The sequence below is a fragment of the Paraconexibacter sp. genome (assembly GCF_041602235.1).
Classification (GTDB): domain Bacteria; phylum Actinomycetota; class Thermoleophilia; order Solirubrobacterales; family Solirubrobacteraceae; genus Paraconexibacter.
Map to the genome: position 1 here is coordinate 1 of NZ_JBFIGP010000056.1, position 16,823 is coordinate 16,823.

Here is a 16,823-nt window from a genome sequence, read left to right on the forward strand (position 1 = left end):
CGCATGCTGCGCGACCCGCTCGGGTACCCGTCCGGGTTGCGCGCCGACCACGGACCGGTGTTCACCCTGCGGCTCCTGCCGTACCGCGCCGGGATCGTGTGCGCGACCGACCCGGCGACGGTGCGCGAGGTGCTCACCGACAATGAGCGGTTCGCCGCCGGGGATGCCGCCGCGCTGCTCGGCCCGATCGTCGGCGAGCACTCGCTGATCCTCACGCCCCCACCCCAGCACCTCCGCAACCGGCGGCTGCTGCTCCCCGCCTTCCACGGGGACAGCATCGCCCGTTGGGAGGACCGCGTGCGCACGCTCGCCGAGGCGAGCGTCCCGGCGCTCGCGAACGCCGGTCCCGCCGCCGCGCGTCCGTGGGCTCAGCGGCTGACGCTCGACGTGATCCTCCGGGTGGTGTTCGGCCTCGACCGGCCCGAGCGCGTGGACGCCTTCCGCCGAGCGCTCGACGCGCTGATGGCGCCGGCGATGCTCGCCCTGCTCTTCGCGCCCGCCGTGACGCGCCGCGACCTCGGCCGGCGGTCACCCGGGGGCGTCCTCGCGGGACGACGTGCGGCGGTGGACGCGCTCCTGCACGAGGAGATCGCCGCGCGGCGGGCCGAGGACGGCACCGACGGCCGCGACGACGTGCTGTCCGTCCTGCTCGGCGCCCGCGACGAGCAGGACCGCGGCTTCACCGACGCCGAGCTCCGTGACGAGCTCATGGGGCTGGTCGTCGCCGGCCACGAGACGACCGCGACCGCCCTGGCCTGGACGCTGCACCTGCTCGCCCACCACCCCGACGTCCGCGACGAGCTGCGCGACGAGATCCGGGCCGGCTCCGGCGAGCTGCTCAAGGCCACGATCAAGGAGTCCATGCGCCTGCGTCCGCCCGTCTTCGACGCGATCCGCATCGCCCGCGCCGACACCGAGCTCGGCGGGCGTCCCGTGCCGGCCGGGGCCTACGTGTCGGCGTTGTTCAGCACCATGCACCTCGACCCGGACCTGTGGCCCGACCCGACCCGGTTCCGGCCCCACCGCCACCTCGAGGGCAAGCCGGCCCCCTACGCGCTGACCCCGTTCGGCGGCGGCGTGCGGCGCTGCCTCGGCGCCGCGCTCGCGAACCTCGAGCTGGAGGTCGTGCTGCGCGAGGTCCTGCGCCGTGCCGTGCCCGAGCCGGCAGGGCCCCCGGAGGCGCCACGCCTGCAGAGCGTGACGATCGTGCCGGCGCGGGGCGGGCGCGTCACCCTGCGCACCGGCTGAGTCCGACGGCGGCCGGCCCGCGTATCCTCGGCCGGTGCCCACCGATCCCCGCAACCATCCCGGCCGTTCGCCGCTCGTCGCCTCGGGAGCGACCGAGCTCGCGGCGGCGGCCCTGACGGGCTGGGTCTACACCCTCTGCCGGCAGCAGCCCGATGTCGCCCGGTCCCTCGGGATCAAGAGCGTCCCTCGCATCCGGCAGTGGCACCTCGACCTCGCCGCGCTGGGGACCGCATCGATCGCGGCCGGGCTCGCCGCACCCGACGCATCCCGCACCGCGACGAACGCCCTGCGGGTCGGAGCGTGGACGAACGCGATGGCCTTCCTGCCGCTCGCGTTCAAGCCCGACATCGACGAGCACCCCGCCTACATCGCCGCGGTCACGGCGAGCTTCACCGCGACGACCGTCGGGTTCTGCGGCATCGCGGCCGCCGCGCGGCGGGCCCGACGGACCGCGCGCTGACCCGCCGGCGGGCCGCGCCACCGCTACTTCGGCGGCAGCGACGTCGCGTAGTCCGCCCCGACGTCGATCCAGCCCGCCAGCTGCACCCCGTCGGCGATCCCCTCTGCCGCGACGCGGACGAACCCCTTCAGCGGCTTGCCGGTGAAGTCCATGGGGCCGACATGCGGCTCGGTGAGCGCCCGCTGGGTGTCCTGGGCGCCCACCCGGACCATCAGGTCCTCGCCGAGGGTCCCGACGGCCATGTTGCCGTCGATCATCCAGACGACACCGCCGAACATCCTGCGCTCGGTCACGCCGCTGCGGGCGCCGATGACGTCCCGGATCCGATCGGCCAGTTCCTCCGAGTAGGCCATGCGGCGAGCCTAGCGCCGTGTCCGACCGCGCACGACGCCCCGCCGTCACTGCCGGAGCGGCTCAGGCGGCCACCCCTACCGGGGCGACCTCCCGCACCCAGCCCACGAGCAGCTCGGTGAACGCCGTCCCGGCGTCCTCGTGCGCGTAGTGGCCGCACCCGGCGAGGGGGGACCAGGTCGCGTTCGGAAGCGCGGCGCTCAGGGCGCGACCCTCGGCGGGCAGCACGAACGGGTCCTGCTCGCCCCAGGTGACGAGCACCGGGACGTCCACCTCGGTGAGCCGCGCCGCGATGGCGGGGAGCTCCGTGGGGTACGAGCCGACGAACGCGAGCTGCGCAGCGAAGCGTCGCGGTGACGCGACCGACCGCAGGTGATCGAACACGACCGCGCGGGGCGGGTGGCGCCGGCGGTAGCCGCGGCGCACGAGCTCCAGCGCGAACGGCACGCCGGCGATCGACGCGACCCGGCGTGCCAGCGCCGACCGGACGAGCACCCGTCCCTCCCATGACACACGCGGGGGGAAGGACGCAGGCCCGTCGAAGAGGACGAGTCCGCTGACGAGGTCGGGCCGGTCCTGCGCGAGGCGCAGTGCGATCGGCACGCCGACGTCCGGTCCGACGACGATCGCCTGGGTGACACCGAGACGATCGAGCACCTCCGCGACCGCCGCCGCCTGGGCGCTCGGGCGCATGACCTCGCGCGTCGGCAGCGGCGCCCGGCCGAAGCCGGGGGGTTCGATCGCCAGCAGGGGGTGCCGGGCTGCCAGCGCATCCCAGTGGCCGTCCCAGCAGCGCAGCGTCTGTGGCCATGCGGTGAGCAGCACGAGCGGCGGCGCATCGCCGACCGGTCCCGGCGCCCGTCGCGTTCGGACCGCCCGACCGGCGTCCAACGTCAGCGTCTCGATCATCCCGACTTCCTCCTAATACGGTCGTACTACTTGCCAGTGGATGCACTGTGACTAGTACATGCGTATTAGTCAAGCGGTAGAGTCGGGCGATGCCCCCAGGTGACACCCGGCAACGGATGATCGAGACCGCATCGCGGCTGTTCCAGCGCGACGGCTACCACGCCACCTCGTGGCGCGGACTCGTCGAGGAGGCGCAGGCGCCGTGGGGGTCGATCCACCACCACTTCCCGGGCGGGAAGGAGGAGCTGGGGGTCGCCGCCATCGAGGCCGGGTCCGACGCCGTCGCCGCCGCGATCACCTACGCGTTCGCCAGTACCCGGACGCCCGCCGGAGCCATCGAGCGGCTCTTCTCGACGAGCGCCGCGCTCATGGAGGCCAGCGGCTACGAGACCGCGTGTCCGGTCGCCAGCGTGGCCGTCGCCTCGGCGCACGAGTCGCCGGCGCTCACCACGGCGTCGCGAACGGCGTTCCGACGCTGGGAGGACGAGCTCGCCGACCGCCTGGCCGCCGGCGGCGTTCCCCGGCGCCGCGCGCCGGCCCTGGCCGGGCACGTGATGACGCTGCTCGAGGGAGCCCTCGTGCGCGCGCGTGTCCACGGATCGGCGCAGCCGCTGCGCGACGCCGGCAGCCTGGCCGCCGATCTGGTCCGGCAGGCCGCGGCGCCCTGACCCCTGCGCCGCGACACGGAAGGCACCTCAGCGGACGATCTCGACCTCGCCGGTGAGGAACGCGGCGAACGCGAACCAGAACTGCTCATCGTGCTGCACGGCCGGGAGGCGGCCCCCGGCACCCGGACCGGACACGGCCCGCCCAGCGATGTCCCAGACCGTGCCGTCCCGGTCGACGAACTGCCCCGGCTGCTCGGCCGGGCGCAGGGACAGCGGCCGACCGTCGACCCGCGGCTCGTACAGCGCCGCGGTCCCCACGTCGCGAGCCTTCCGGATCTCCTCCGCGTCCAGGGCAGACGCCACGCCGGGGGCGTACAGGGCCACCACCTGCCGCCCGAACGCCTCGAAGCGCACCACGCCGCGGCGACGGGCCAGCGCGATCGGAAGGACGACCGCGTCGCGTCCCCGCCGGACCGCCAGCACCCGTTCCTTCGGCTGCAGTCGCCGATCCGCGCGCCCCTCGAGCAGGAACGGCTCGCTGGCCGCCTCGTCGTACCCGACGTAGGGGTTGCGTCCGTAGTCGCGCTCGTGACCGGTGTCCTGGGTCATGACCTCCGCGTCGGGGTGCGTGCGCCGGAGCTCACCCGCGGACAGCGTCAGGGAGCGCAGCTGTCGCAGGCGCCTGCCGACCAGGGTCCCGACGACGGCCTCGCCCGTGATCTGCTGCCACCACGACTCCGTGCGGTCGTCCCACATCACGAGATCGGACCTCCGCAACGACCCCGTCGTGCCGAAGCGCAGCGTGCGCCCGTCCACCCGGCGGTCGAACACCACCGAGGAGTTGCACAGCGGGCAGTAGGTCACCGCGATCGGCACGCCGTCGAGCTCGTCGTTGACGATCTCGTGCCAGACGAGGATGCGAAGCGGGTAGGCCCTCACCGTCTTCCGGCCCTCCACGACGAGCACCGGCTCGCGCGCCGGAAGCTCCTTCGACGCCCGGGCCACGGTCGTGAATCTCGGATCGTCGACGGGCGGGATGCCGTCCCTGCCCGGGCCGCCGGAGCGGAACTCCGACAGCGGCACCGACGCTCGCGTGAAGTCGGTGCGCCACGCCGCGGCGTCGATGCCCCGGGAGGCGAGCGCCGAGGCCACCTCGGCGGACGGGCGAGCCACCTCGGTCGGCGGGCTCGACGCCCCGCCGCACCCGGCGAGCACCGCCGCCACGGCCACGGCGGGCACCAGTGCGTGGCGGATCGATCGCATGGCTGTTGGACCCGGGCGCCGGGTGCACGGTTCACCGAATGCGTCAGGCTTGACCGCCGATGAGCGCACCGTACCCGCACCTGCTCGCCCCGCTGGACCTCGGTTTCACCACGCTGGCCAACCGCGTCCTGATGGGCTCGATGCACACCGGACTCGAGGATCGGGCGTGGGACACCGGCCGGCTCGCCGAGTACTTCGCCGAGCGGGCCCGTGGAGGCGTCGGCCTGATGGTCACCGGCGGCTACGCGCCCAACCGCACCGGGTGGCTGCTCCCGCTGGCCTCGGAGCTGTCCACCACGCGTGCCGCCCATCGCCACCGGACGATCACCGACGCCGTGCACGAGGAGGGCGGCAAGATCGCCCTGCAGCTCCTGCACGCCGGCCGCTACGCCTACCACCCGTTCTCGCAGTCGGCGTCGGCGGTCAAGTCGCCCATCACGCCGTTCGGCCCCCGAGCTATGAGCGGCGCGACCGTGCGCCGCACGATCGCCGACTTCGCGCGCAGCGCCGCGCTCGCCCGGGAGGCCGGGTACGACGGCGTCGAGATCATGGGCAGCGAGGGCTACCTGATCAACCAGTTCCTCGCCCCGCGCACGAACCGCCGCACCGACGAGTGGGGCGGCACCTCCGAGCGGCGTCGCCGGTTCGCGGTCGAGGTCGTGGCGAGCGTGCGGGAAGCGGTCGGCCCCGACTTCATCGTCGTCTACCGGATCTCGTTGCTGGACCTCGTGCCCGAGGGCCAGACCTGGGAGGAGGTCGTCGCGCTCGCCCATGAGGTGGAGGGGGCGGGCGCCACGATCCTCAACACCGGGATCGGCTGGCACGAGGCACGCGTGCCCACCATCGTCACCTCGGTTCCGCGCGGCGCGTTCACCTGGATCACGGCGAGGCTGCGGCCCGAGGTCGGCATCCCCATCGTCGCGAGCAACCGCATCAACATGCCCGGCCAAGCCGAGGCGATCCTCGCCGCCGAGGAGGCGGACATGGTCTCGATGGCCCGCCCGTTCCTCGCCGACCCGTCGTGGGTCGCGAAGGCCGCCGCCGGCCGTGCCGACGAGATCAACACGTGCATCGCCTGCAACCAGGCCTGCCTGGACCACACGTTCCGCAAGAAGACCGCCACGTGCCTCGTCAATCCGCGCGCCGCCCACGAGACCAAGCTCGTGATCGAGCCCACGGCTGACCCGAAGCGCATCGCGGTCGTCGGAGCCGGACCGGCCGGCCTGGCCTGCGCGACGACGCTCGCGAGCCGCGGGCACACCGTCGAGCTGTTCGAGGCGCAGTCCGAGATCGGTGGCCAGTTCCTCCTCGCGGCCCGCGTGCCGGGCAAGGAGGAGTTCCACGAGACCCTGCGGTACTTCGACCGCCTGATCGCGCGCAGCGGCGTGCTCCTGCACCTCGGGACCGAGGCGGACGCCGCCCGTCTGCGTGACTTCGACGCGGTCGTGTTGGCGACCGGCGTCGTGCCGCGGAGGCCCGCCATCCCCGGTATCGACCATCCGAGCGTCTGCTCCTACGCGGACGCCCTGACGGGCGCGCCGGTCGGTGACCGCGTCGCCGTCATCGGCGCCGGCGGGATCGGGTACGACGTCAGCCACTTCCTGGTGACCCGCGCCTCACCGTCCCTGGACCTCCCGGCCTGGAACGCGGAGTGGGGGGTGGCCGACCCCGAGCAGCACCGCGGGGGCGTGACGGCGCCCGCCCCGACCGCACCGGCACGCCAGGTCCACCTGCTGCAGCGCAAGACCGGCCGGTTCGGGGCGGGGCTCGGCAAGACCTCGGGCTGGGTCCACCGAGCCGCGCTGGCCCACAAGGACGTCGAGCTCATCGCGGGCGCCCGGTACGACCGCATCGACGACGACGGCCTCCACGTGACCGTCGGACCGAAGGACGACCGCCACGAGCGGGTGCTCGAGGTCGACGCGATCGTCGTCTGCGCCGGGCAGGAGTCGCGGCGCGAGCTGATCGACCCCCTGCGCTCCGCCGCGGTCGACGTGCACGTCATCGGCGGAGCGGACGTCGCCGCGGAGCTCGACGCCAAGCGTGCCATCGCGCAGGCGACGGCGCTGGCAGCGCGCCTGTGAGGGACACCTGAACCGATCCGGGCAGGAGCGGGTCCAACCGGGTGATGCTCGATCAGCTGCGCTCGCTCGTCGAGGCGACGGGAGTGCTCGGTCCCGTGACCTTCGTACTCGCCTACGTCGTCCTCACGGTGGCGTTCGTCCCCGGGTCGATCCCGTCGCTCGCCGCGGGCGCCCTGTTCGGTCCGGTGCTCGGCGTCGCGCTCACCCTGGCCGGGGCGACCGCCGGCGCGGTCACGGCCTTCGAGATCGCGCGCCGCCTGGGCCGGGAGCGCACCAAGCGCCTGCTCGGCAGGCGGGGTGGCGCGGCCGATGCCTGGATCGGCGCCCGCGGGATCGGCGGCGTGGTCACGCTGCGCCTCGCGCCCGTCGTGCCCTTCAACGCCCTGAACTACGCCTTCGGGCTGTCCGCGGTCGGCCGCCGCGATCACGCGATCGGAACCGCGCTGGGCATCATCCCCGGGACGGTCGCGTTCGTCGCGCTCGGCGACTCGATCACCGCTCCGGGTTCGACCGGATTCGTGATCTCGCTCGGCGCCGTGATCGCGCTGATCGCGGTGTCGACGATCCGTGGACGGCGCACCTCGGCGCGCTCCACGGCTGCTCAGTGACCGGGCTCGGCGTCGTCCTCGGCGCGCAGACGCGCCAGCACCGCCTCGGTCACGGCGTCCGCGTCCGCGCCCGCGGGGGTGTGACGAAGGCCGCCGATCGCCCTGACCGTGCGACGGAGACTCGCGAGGAAGCGCGCGCACATCGGGCACGCATGGGCGTGGCCCTCGACACGAGCGAGCTCGTCGGGCGGGAGATCGCCGTCCAGGAACTCGGAGGCGTGCTCCATCGTGAAGCGATGGTCGCGCCGGAAGGCGAACGGGTGTCGCAGCATCGCCGTGATCATGCGCGGGGCTCCTGCGGGAGATGGTCCCTCACGGCGTCGCGGACCGCCAGGCGCGCCCGGTGCAGGCGGCTCTTGAACGCGGCCTCGCCGAGCCCCATGATCGCCGCCGCCTGCGCCGTGCTGAGCCCCTCGACGTCCCGGAGCACGAGCGGCGCGCGGTAGTCGTGGTCGAGCGCGCGGATGGCCGACTCCAGCGCCGCGCGGAGATCGTCGTGCTGCGCACGGGCATCGGGCCCGAGCGCCGGGTCGGCCGGCGGCACGTCCTGCTCGTCGAGCGAGACGGCCGGCCTGGCCGCACGCCGACCGGTGAGCCGGTGCGCCTCGTTGACGCCGATCCGGTACAGCCACGTGAAGAACTGGCTGTCGCCCTTGAACCGGTCGATCGAGCGCCACGCCCGCAGGAACGCCTCCTGGGTCGCTTCCTCCGCGTCGTGGCGGTCGTCGACCAGGCGCAGGACGACGGCGTGCAGGCGATCGGCGTACCGCCGCACGAGGTCCTCGAACGCGAGCCTGTCGCCCTGCTTGGCGCGGGCGACGAGATCTGCGTCCTCAGACGCGGGTACCGGCGTCACCGTGGGTGCCTCGTCGGCATCCCCCATAGCTTGTCACGCGACGCGTGCGAGCCCTCGGTCACGGACTCCCGCGGGCAGGCGCGGACCCCGGCCCGGGCTCGTCGCGAAGCCGCTGCAGCACACCCGGGACGACGGAGTGCTCGGGCGGCACGGACGGGGTGGCGATGCTCCGCAGGACGCCGCGCAGGCGGATGAGCGAGCGCAGCAGCGGCCCGCATTCGGGACAGTCCGCCACGTGCCGGGCGAACCGGGCCTGCTGCCGCGGCGTCAGCGCCTCGTCGAGGGCGTCCGACATCCGCCGCTGCGCGAAGCGATGATCGCGGTACATGCGGCTCAACACGGACACGAACCGTCTGACCCGCCGCGGTCCGCAACGGTTCGCGGCATCCGGACGGAATCGTTTGCCGGTCCGGCGGGTCACACACGGTGTGATCGCGAACCACGGCGCATGACCGACCCGTCCGCCGGAGTCGGCGTCCTGGCCGCCATGGCGGCCGGCATGATCTCGTTCCTGTCCCCCTGCGTGCTGCCGCTCGTGCCCGGCTACCTGTCCGCCATCAGCGGCGTGGCCCCGGGGGAGCGCGAGCGTGCCTCGCTGCGACGGGTCCTGGTGCCCAGCCTGCTGTTCGTCGCGACGTTCTCCCTGGTCTTCGTGGCCCTGGGCGTGACCGCGACGGGGATCGGGAAGTCCCTGCAGACCGAGCGCGCCACGCTGGAGAAGATCTCGGCGGCCATCATCATCACCCTGGGCGTCGTGTTCGTCGCCGCGCGCTTCGTCCCGATGCTGAACCGCGAGTGGCACGTCGGCGGCCTGCTGGAACGGGCCGGGCGCGGCGGCCCGGTCCTCGCGGGCGCGGCGTTCGCGATCGCCTGGACGCCCTGCGTCGGTCCGACATTGGGCGCGATCCTGACCGCCGCGGCACTGACCGAGTCCGCGGGCCGCGGCGCCTACCTGATGGCGTGGTACTCGGCAGGGCTCGCCGTCCCCTTCCTGGCCACCGCGATCTTCTTCGACCGAGCGACCGCGACCTTCGCGGTCGTGAAGCGCCACTACGGCGCCGTCCTGACCACCGGGGGCCTCGTGCTCATCGCCATGGGCGTCCTCATCTGGACGGGCAATCTCGTCCAGCTCAACAGTGAGGCCCAGCAGCTGCTCGACAGCCTGGGCATCACCTTCCTCAACGAGGTGTGACCACCACATGGCCCGACGCTCCATCCTGCCCCTGATCGCCCTGATGTGCGTCGCCGTCCTGACGGCGTGCGGGAGCTCCGCTACAGAGGACGCGACACCACCGCGCGCCGATGCGGCCGCGGCGAGCACGCCCGACACCCCGTCGACGACACCCGCCGAACCCGATGCCCAGGAGGCCCCGGAGACGACGACGGCTCCGGAGACCGAGAAGGCCCCGCCCAAGGGACCGTCCCTGCCCGACGTCACCGTGCAGGACCTCGCCGGCGGCACGGTCAACGTCGCGGACCTGGCCAGCGGCGACACGCCGGTCCTCGTCTGGTTCTGGGCGCCGCACTGCCCGTCCTGCAATGCCGAGGCCGCCGACGTCGAGAGGTTCGCCAAGGCCAACGAGCGGACCGTCGAGGTCGTGGGGCTCGGGACGCAGGACTCGGTGCGGGAGGCCCGGGACTTCGTCCGCGAGCACGACCTGCGAACCCCCCGCATGCTGTACGACCCCAGCTTCAAGTCCTGGCAGCAGCTCGGCATCCGCGGGCAGCCCGCCGCGATGCTGTTCGACCGCGACGGGGTGGCGCGTGGTCAGTGGTTCGGCCCGATCGACGAGGCCCAGGTGCTCGACATCGCAGCGCGGATCTAGCTCCCGGGGCGGGCGTCGTGCCCACCCCGGCTCATCAGCGAGCCAGGGCGTAGGTCCGCACGTCGGCGTCGAGGAGCCGGGTACCGGTGTAGCCGCCCTGCCGTACGAACGTGCGCTTGCCGCGGGCGTCGAAGAACACCGTCGTCGGCCAGCTTCGCCCTGCGCCGATCGCGCGTGACTGCGCGGACCGCGGGTCGAAGACGCTCGGGTACGGGAGCGGGAACTCGCGCAGGAACCTCTCCGCCTCGCCGCGGTCGTCTCCGGCGTCGAGGCCGAGGAACGCGACCTTGCCGCGGTACCGGTCGCTGACGGTCGCGAAGGCCGGGAACTCCGAGCGGCAACTCGGGCACCAGGAGGCCCACATGTTCACGACCACGGGGACGCCGCGCAGCCGAGCCAGGCGGTCGGCGATCCGCTCGTCCAGGATCTTCCCGCCCTGGGCCGCGAGCCGCCGGAGCTCGGATCGCACGCGCGGGTCGCGCGGCGTGGGAGCGTCCGCCGCCCGCGCGACCGCGGCTCCGGGGCGCTCGGGAACGGGCGTGAGCGCGAGGCCCGGATCGGTCGCGGACCTGCCCGACGTCCCGAGGACGAGGATCAGGGCGGTCGCGGCGAGGCTCGCCACCACGCCCGCCGCGAAGGTGCGGTCACGCATGGCTCACCCGCGCCGCGGCAGCCGCCGCGCGATCGCCAGGACCGGCGCGAGCAGCCGGCGCACACGTGGGGTCGCGAAGCGCGCCCGCAGGTGCTCGTCCGCTGCCCGGGCCGCCGCCTCCGCGTAGGTGGGATAGGCGTGCACCGTCTGCGACACGCGCTCGAGCTTCTCGCCCATCGCGATCCATGCCGTCAGCTCGGCGATCGACTCGCCGGACCCGCGCCCGACGAGCGTGGCCCCGACGAGACGGCCCTTGGGATCGCCGACGAGCCGCGCGCCTCCGACCGTTTCCCGCGCGGTGATGGCGCGGTCGACCTGGTCGTAGCTCGAGCACGCGATGACCGTGCGTGCTCCCCACCGCTCACGGGCCTGCGCCTCGGTGAGCCCGACGTGGGCGACCTCGGGATCCGTGAAGGTCACCCACGGGATCGGCGCCGCGTCGGCCCGCCGGCGCAGACCGAAGAGGGCGTTGAGCGTCGCCACCCGGGCGTGGTGGGCGGCGACGTGCGTGAACGCCAGGCCCCCGATCACGTCGCCCACCGCGAGGACGCGGCGGTTGCTCGTGCGCAACGTGCTGTCGACGGCGATCGCCCCGCGCTCCACACGAACGTCCACGGTCTCGAGCCCGAGGTCCTCGATGCGGGGACGCCGCCCGGCCGCGACGAGGATCCGATCGGCGACCACGCTCCCAGGATCGACGCCGCCGAGCGTGAGCGTCGCGGCACCCTGGTGGCCGTCGACCTGCTCGACCCGTGCGCCGAGGCGCAGCGTGATGCCGTCGGCCCGCAGGGCGTCGGCGAGGGCGGCGGAGGCGAAGGGCTCCTCGCGCGGCAGGACGCGGTCCTCGACGTCGATGATGGTCACGTCCGATCCCAGTCGCGCGAACGCCTGTCCGAGCTCGCAGCCGATCGGCCCGCCGCCGATCACGGCCAGCCGCGGGGGCACCTCGGTCAGGCCCCAGACCGTCTCGTTGGTCAGCGGGTCCGTCTCCCGGAGCCCGGGGATCGGCGGGACGACCGCGGCCGAGCCGGTCGCGACGATGGCCCGCCGGAAGCGCAGACGGCGATCGCCGACGGCGACCACGTCCGGTCCCGCGAACCGACCGGTGCCCTCGAGCACCTCGACGCCCGCGGCCCGCAGCCGCTCCGGCGAGTCGTGGGGGGCGATCTGCGACTGGGCGGCGCGGACGTGCTCCATGACCCGGGCGAGGTCCACGGTCGGGCTCGCGGGGGTGAGTCCGAGGCGGTCGGCGTGACGCATCGCGTGAGCGAGGTCCGCGGCCGCCAGCAGGCTCTTGGAGGGCACGCAGCCTGTCCACAGGCAGTCGCCGCCGGTGCGATCGGCTTCCACGAGGGCGACGCGGGCGCCGATGCCGGCCGCGATCATCGCGCTCACCAGCCCCCCGGTCCCGCCGCCGAGGATCACCAGGTCGTAGCGTGGTTCGCGGCTCATGGTTCGTGGGACCCCCGCGGGCGCCCGAGGGTTCAGATCCCGGCCCGGGCTGCGAGACCGTCGAGCACCAGGTCGAGGCCGAAGAGGAACTCCGCACCGTGGCTGTATCCGGGCGCCAGCACGTGCTCGGCGGTCAGTTCCGCGAGATGCGGGTACGTGTCGCGGAAGGCCGGGGGCAGGATCGTGTCGACGAGTCCGGTGAGGTCGTCGCCGTCCTGGAACGGCAACGCGGCCTCCTGCAGCGCGAAGCCGTAGACGTAGCTGTCGATCAGCGAGACGGCGTGCGCGCTCATCGCCACCGTGAGGCCGGCGGTCCGGCAACAGCCGATGACCGCGTCGTGGTGGCGCAGCGTCGCGGGGCCGGGCGAGGTCCGGGAGTCCATGAGGCCGATCGCCCAGGGGTGACGTGCGAGCACCGTCCGCATCGAGGCGGCACGCCTGCGCATCGCGTCGCGCCAGGCGGCCCCTTCGGGCGGCAGCTCGACCTCCCCGAACACCGCATCCACCATGCCGTCGAGGATGTCGCTCTTGTTCGCCACGTGGTGGTAGAGCGACATCGCCTCGACGCCGAGCTCTCGGGCGAGCCGCCGCATCGAGAGCGCGGCGATCCCCTCGGCGTCGGCCAGGGCGACGGCTGCGGCGAGCGCGCGCTCACGGCTGAGCGGGTCGCGCGACGCGGCCGGGCTGGGATCGGTGGCTGTGGGAGTGGGGTCGGGCATGCGGGCGCTCGTGGGGGCGGTACGGGTTGACAACCTTACGGCGTATGTTAGCCTGAGGACCATAGCCTTACACCGTAAGCCCCCGCATCGCACGAAAGGACCCCCCAATGACCTCCATGACCCCATCCGCCGTCGGCGACCGCGACGCCACCGCGACGGCGCAGGCCGCACCCGACCGCATGCGGGCGATCGTCCAGCCGCGCTACGGCGACGCCGACGTGCTCGCCGAGGCCGAGATCGCGGTCCCCGAGATCGCCGACGACGAGGTGCTCGTCGAGATCCGGGCGGCCGGCATCGACCGCGGGACCTGGCACCTCATGACGGGCCTGCCCTACGTCATGCGCCTCGGGTTCGGCCTGCGCGCTCCCAAGACCCCGGTACCCGGGCTCGATCTCGCCGGTGTCGTGACCGCCGTCGGCGCGGGTGTCACCCGCTTCGCCCCGGGCGACGAGGTGGTCGGCATCGGGAAGGGGTCCCTTGCGCAGTACGCCGCGGCCCGCGAGGACAAGCTGGCCCACAAGCCGTCGACGCTGAGCTTCGAGCAGGCCGCCGCGGTCGCGGTCTCGGGCATGACCGCCCTGCAGGGCCTGACCGAGGTGGGCGGCCTGCAAGCCGGGCAGCACGTCCTCATCACCGGTGCCTCCGGAGGCGTCGGCAGCTACGCGGTGCAGATCGCCAAGGCGCTCGGCGCGACCGTGACCGGCGTGAGCAGCACCGCGAAGACCGGCTTCGTCCGCGAACTCGGCGCCGACCACGTCATCGACTACACGCACGAGGACTTCGCGGACGGCCGCGACCGCTACGACCTCATCCTCGACGTCGGCGGCAACGCGTCGCTGTCCCGCCTGCGCCGCGCGCTCACCCCACGCGGCACCCTCGTGATCACCGGGGGCGAAGACGGCGGACGCTGGATCGGCGGCACCGACCGCCAGCTCCGCGCGCTTGCGCTCTCGCCCTTCATCGGTCAGCGGCTGACCACGTACATCGCACGTGAGCACCACGCGGGACTCGAGCGGCTCCTGGAGATGATCGTGGCCGGCCAGGTCGTCCCCGCCGTCGATCGGGTCTATCGCCTCGACGAGGCCCCCGAGGCGATGCGCCACCTCGCGGCCGGGCAGGCTCGCGGCAAGGTCGTGGTCACGGTCGGGACGTAGATCCGCGATCGTTGCTCCCATGGTCGTCCTCTTCGACGTCAACGGGACGCTCACCGACCCCGCCGGGATCGGCGATTCGTGGGACGCCCCGGAGCTCGGGCTCCGCGTCCTGCGCGGTGCCGTGCTCAGCTCGATGGCCGCGACGATCACCGAGCGGTTCGTGCCGTTCGCGGAGCACCTCCGCGACGCGCTGGCGCTCGAGGTCGCGGCCGCCGGCCTGGACCCGCAGCGGCTCGACGCGGCGCTCCGGCGGGCGGCGGCCCTCGATGCCTACGCCGACGCCGCGCCGGCGATCGACCTCCTGCGCGACCACGGGTGCACGATCGCCGCGCTGACGAACAGCGGCGCGGAGGCCGGTGCCAACACGCTCCGGGCCGCTGGACTGCGCAACCGCTTCGACCACGTCTTCGGCGTCGATGCGGTCCGGAGGTTCAAGCCGCACCCCGCGACCTACGGGCACGTCGTACGGGAGCTCGACGTACCGCCCGGCGACATCACCATGGTCGCCGCACACGCCTGGGACGTGACCGGGGCGCGAAGCGCGGGCCTGCGCGCGGCCTGGGTCTCCCGGGGCGAGGGCGTGCTCGCCGCGACCGCGGCGCCGCCCCACGTCCAGGGCCCGGACCTGCTCGCCGTCGCCCGGCTGCTGGTCGGCGAGGTGGCGTGCGGTGACGGGTGACCCGTTCACCCACCCCGGTCGCCGCGATCCGGGTACGGCGTAGGATCGGCTCATGACGAGCGCCGAGGTCGTGGCCAAGCACCAGTCCGCCGGACGGGCCTTCGCCGCCGGCGGGGTGACGGGGTTCGTGCGCGAGGCGGGCGACGGCGACCCGGTGCTCTGCATGCACGGGGTCCCGGCGTCGAGCTTCCTGTACCGCAAGGTGCTGGACGAGCTCGCCGGACGCGGGCTGCGCGGCGTCGCGTTCGACCTGCCCGGCCTGGGGCTGGCCGATCGTCCCCCGGACTTCGACTACACCTGGACCGGGTTGGGCCGGTACAGCGTCGCGGCGGTCGACGCGCTCGGACTGGACCGCTTCCATCTCGTCGTGCACGACGTCGGCGGCCCCGTCGGCTTCGAACTCGCCGCCGCGATGCCCGACCGCATCCGCTCCCTCACCGTGCTGAACACGATCATCGAGGTCGACACGTTCAAGCGCCCGTGGTCGATGGAGCCGTTCGCACGAGCGGGCATCGGCGAGGTCTACCTGCGCGGCCTCACCAAGCCGGCCTTCCGGATGCTGATGGGTCTGCAGGGCGTGGCCGATCGCACGGCGGTACCGGGCGAGGAGCTCGACGCATACGTGGAGCTGCTCAAGCGCGGCGACAAAGGACGCGCGTTCCTCAAGATCATGCGCGGGTTCGAGCGGACCCCGGAGAAGCGCGCGCTCTACACCGGTGTCGTGTCCAGCGACGCCTACCCCGTGCAGGTCGTGTGGGGCGAGCAGGATCCCGCCCTGAAGATCGCCAGCTACGGGGAGGCGGCGCGCCGCATCTCGGGCGCGCCGACGATCCACCGGCTGCCCGCCAAGCACTTCCTGCAGGAGGACCAGGCCCCGGCGCTCGCCCGGCTGGTCGCGGACTTCGCGGCGTCCTGAGGCGACCGCGCCGTCCGGGGGCCTGAGGCAGACCTGCAGACACTGTGCCCACGAGGGGCACAGCCCCCCTCACCAGGTGTCGATGAAGCGCCGCGGCGTGGCGCCGGCGTGGTCCTGCGGGGTGCCCTCGCGGCCCTGGGCCGCCGCCAGCGTGGCGGCGATCAGGCCCCGCGTCTCCGCGGGATCGATCACGTCGTCGAGCTCGAACAGCTGCGCGGCGTTGATCGCCTTCGCGTTCTCCTGGGCGATCGCGGTCACGTCGCGCACCCGCTGCTCGCGCTCGGCCTCGTCCTCGATCGCCTCGAGCTCCTTGCGCAGACCCAGCCGCACCGCGCCCTCCAGACCCATCGGACCGAGATGCGCCGTCGGCCAGGCGACGGTGAGCAGCGGCTCGTGCAGGCTGCCGGCGGTCATCGCCTGCGCGCCGAGGCCGTAGCCGCGGCGCAGGACGACGGCGAGGAACGGCACCCGCAGCGACGCCGCCACGACCAGCAGGCGCGACGTGTGTCGCACGAGTCCGGTGGCCTCGGCCTTGGGCCCGACCATCATCCCGGGCGTGTCGACGAGCGAGAGCACCGGCACCCCGAAGGCATCGCACAGCTGCAGGAACCGGGCGGCCTTGTCCGCCGCGTCACTGGTGATCGCGCCGGCCGCGTACATCGTGTTGTTGGCGATCACCCCGACGGGACGGCCGTCGATCCGCGCGAGCGCGGTCGTCATCTCCGGTGCGAACCGCTCACGCAGGAACGTCACCGAGTCCTCGTCAGCGAGCGTCTCGATGATCGGACCGACCTTGTAGGCACGGCGCTCGCGCTCGGGGACGAGATCGCGCAGCCGCGTCTGGTCGGGCACGACGACGGGGGGCGACGGCGCTCCCGGCGTGCCGTGGGTGAAGTACCCGAGCAGCCGCTTCGTAACGGCCACGGCCTGCGACTCGTCGGCCACCACCACGTCGATGACCCCGTTCTTGGCCTGGACCTCGACCGGCCCGACGTCGTCGGGCTCGACGTGGCCGAGCCCACCGCCCGCGATCATCGC

Annotated in this window: 20 protein-coding genes; 10 read left to right on the top strand and 10 right to left on the bottom strand. The window is 73.7% G+C overall.

Annotated elements, in window-relative coordinates; genetic code table 11:
* Both ABYE80_RS06820 and ABYE80_RS06825 read left to right on the top strand, forming a co-directional pair.
* Nucleotides 1–1,248 (top strand): cytochrome P450 (locus ABYE80_RS06820; RefSeq protein WP_372789515.1); only part of this gene is annotated, 1,248 nt, incomplete at its 5' end.
* Nucleotides 1,249–1,282: 34 nt separating this feature from the next.
* Entirely contained in the window at nt 1,283–1,708 is a 426-nt protein-coding gene (locus ABYE80_RS06825) for a hypothetical protein (RefSeq protein WP_372789516.1), read from the top strand.
* A 23-nt stretch (nt 1,709–1,731) separates the two neighbouring features.
* Here ABYE80_RS06825 and ABYE80_RS06830 read toward each other — a convergent pair whose 3' ends face one another.
* The gene (locus ABYE80_RS06830) at nt 1,732–2,061 is read right to left on the bottom strand and encodes a TfoX/Sxy family protein (protein WP_372789517.1); all 330 of its coding nucleotides are present in this window, start codon (nt 2,059–2,061) and stop codon (nt 1,732–1,734) included.
* A 61-nt stretch (nt 2,062–2,122) separates the two neighbouring features.
* On the bottom strand, nt 2,123–2,968 hold the full coding sequence (locus ABYE80_RS06835) for an alpha/beta fold hydrolase (RefSeq protein WP_372789518.1): 846 nt from the start codon (nt 2,966–2,968) through the stop codon (nt 2,123–2,125).
* 89 nt (nt 2,969–3,057) lie between these two features.
* On the opposite strand from ABYE80_RS06835, the gene ABYE80_RS06840 reads away from it, so the two are divergent.
* Nucleotides 3,058–3,636, top strand: a complete 579-nt coding sequence (locus tag ABYE80_RS06840; RefSeq protein ID WP_372789519.1) for a TetR/AcrR family transcriptional regulator — start codon at nt 3,058–3,060, stop codon at nt 3,634–3,636.
* 27 nt (nt 3,637–3,663) lie between these two features.
* On the opposite strand, the gene ABYE80_RS06845 is transcribed toward ABYE80_RS06840, so the two are convergent.
* Complete coding sequence (locus tag ABYE80_RS06845) at nt 3,664–4,839, bottom strand: DUF3179 domain-containing protein (protein WP_372789520.1); 1,176 nt, start codon at nt 4,837–4,839, stop codon at nt 3,664–3,666.
* Nucleotides 4,840–4,898: 59 nt separating this feature from the next.
* Between ABYE80_RS06845 and ABYE80_RS06850 the strand changes: the two genes are divergently transcribed.
* Both ABYE80_RS06850 and ABYE80_RS06855 read left to right on the top strand, forming a co-directional pair.
* Complete coding sequence (locus tag ABYE80_RS06850; RefSeq protein WP_372789521.1) at nt 4,899–6,923, top strand: FAD-dependent oxidoreductase; 2,025 nt, start codon at nt 4,899–4,901, stop codon at nt 6,921–6,923.
* A gap of 44 nt (nt 6,924–6,967) precedes the next feature.
* Nucleotides 6,968–7,531 (top strand): TVP38/TMEM64 family protein, encoded by a 564-nt coding sequence (locus tag ABYE80_RS06855; RefSeq protein WP_372789522.1) that lies wholly within the window; start codon nt 6,968–6,970, stop codon nt 7,529–7,531.
* Here ABYE80_RS06855 and ABYE80_RS06860 read toward each other — a convergent pair.
* The 3 genes from ABYE80_RS06860 to ABYE80_RS06870 are packed head-to-tail and all read right to left on the bottom strand — an operon-like array spanning nt 7,525 to nt 8,727.
* The gene (locus ABYE80_RS06860; RefSeq protein ID WP_372789523.1) at nt 7,525–7,815 is read right to left on the bottom strand and encodes an anti-sigma factor; all 291 of its coding nucleotides are present in this window, start codon (nt 7,813–7,815) and stop codon (nt 7,525–7,527) included. The genes ABYE80_RS06855 and ABYE80_RS06860 overlap by 7 nt on opposite strands.
* Entirely contained in the window at nt 7,812–8,387 is a 576-nt protein-coding gene (locus tag ABYE80_RS06865; RefSeq protein WP_372789524.1) for an RNA polymerase sigma factor, read from the bottom strand. The genes ABYE80_RS06860 and ABYE80_RS06865 overlap by 4 nt, the downstream gene beginning before the upstream one ends.
* A 58-nt stretch (nt 8,388–8,445) precedes the next feature.
* A complete protein-coding gene (locus ABYE80_RS06870; RefSeq protein WP_372789525.1) occupies nt 8,446–8,727 on the bottom strand; it encodes an anti-sigma factor in 282 nt (93 codons plus the stop codon).
* A 108-nt stretch (nt 8,728–8,835) separates the two neighbouring features.
* On the opposite strand from ABYE80_RS06870, the gene ABYE80_RS06875 reads away from it, so the two are divergent.
* Complete coding sequence (locus ABYE80_RS06875) at nt 8,836–9,579, top strand: cytochrome c biogenesis CcdA family protein (protein ID WP_372789526.1); 744 nt, start codon at nt 8,836–8,838, stop codon at nt 9,577–9,579.
* Between the two features lie 7 nt (nt 9,580–9,586).
* A complete protein-coding gene (locus ABYE80_RS06880; protein WP_372789527.1) occupies nt 9,587–10,213 on the top strand; it encodes a redoxin domain-containing protein in 627 nt (208 codons plus the stop codon).
* 34 nt (nt 10,214–10,247) lie between these two features.
* Here ABYE80_RS06880 and ABYE80_RS06885 read toward each other — a convergent pair whose 3' ends face one another.
* Genes ABYE80_RS06885 through ABYE80_RS06895 form a run of 3 tightly spaced genes read right to left on the bottom strand, consistent with a single transcriptional unit; the run spans nt 10,248 to nt 13,036 of the window.
* Nucleotides 10,248–10,865, bottom strand: coding sequence for a TlpA family protein disulfide reductase (locus tag ABYE80_RS06885; protein ID WP_372789528.1), 618 nt, complete (start codon nt 10,863–10,865; stop codon nt 10,248–10,250).
* A gap of 3 nt (nt 10,866–10,868) precedes the next feature.
* A complete protein-coding gene (locus tag ABYE80_RS06890) occupies nt 10,869–12,317 on the bottom strand; it encodes an NAD(P)/FAD-dependent oxidoreductase (RefSeq protein WP_372789529.1) in 1,449 nt (482 codons plus the stop codon).
* 32 nt (nt 12,318–12,349) lie between these two features.
* Nucleotides 12,350–13,036: a TetR/AcrR family transcriptional regulator C-terminal domain-containing protein gene (locus ABYE80_RS06895; RefSeq protein WP_372789530.1), complete on the bottom strand. Its 687-nt coding sequence runs from the start codon at nt 13,034–13,036 to the stop codon at nt 12,350–12,352.
* A 116-nt stretch (nt 13,037–13,152) separates the two neighbouring features.
* Between ABYE80_RS06895 and ABYE80_RS06900 the strand changes: the two genes are divergently transcribed.
* The 3 genes from ABYE80_RS06900 to ABYE80_RS06910 are packed head-to-tail and all read left to right on the top strand — an operon-like array spanning nt 13,153 to nt 15,785.
* Nucleotides 13,153–14,190 (top strand): NAD(P)-dependent alcohol dehydrogenase, encoded by a 1,038-nt coding sequence (locus ABYE80_RS06900; RefSeq protein ID WP_372789531.1) that lies wholly within the window; start codon nt 13,153–13,155, stop codon nt 14,188–14,190.
* 19 nt (nt 14,191–14,209) lie between these two features.
* Nucleotides 14,210–14,869, top strand: a complete 660-nt coding sequence (locus ABYE80_RS06905; protein ID WP_372789532.1) for a haloacid dehalogenase type II — start codon at nt 14,210–14,212, stop codon at nt 14,867–14,869.
* A gap of 52 nt (nt 14,870–14,921) precedes the next feature.
* Entirely contained in the window at nt 14,922–15,785 is an 864-nt protein-coding gene (locus tag ABYE80_RS06910; protein WP_372789533.1) for an alpha/beta fold hydrolase, read from the top strand.
* 69 nt (nt 15,786–15,854) lie between these two features.
* Here ABYE80_RS06910 and ABYE80_RS06915 read toward each other — a convergent pair.
* The coding region (locus ABYE80_RS06915) for a carboxyl transferase domain-containing protein (RefSeq protein WP_372789534.1) at nt 15,855–16,823 on the bottom strand (969 nt) is incomplete at its 5' end.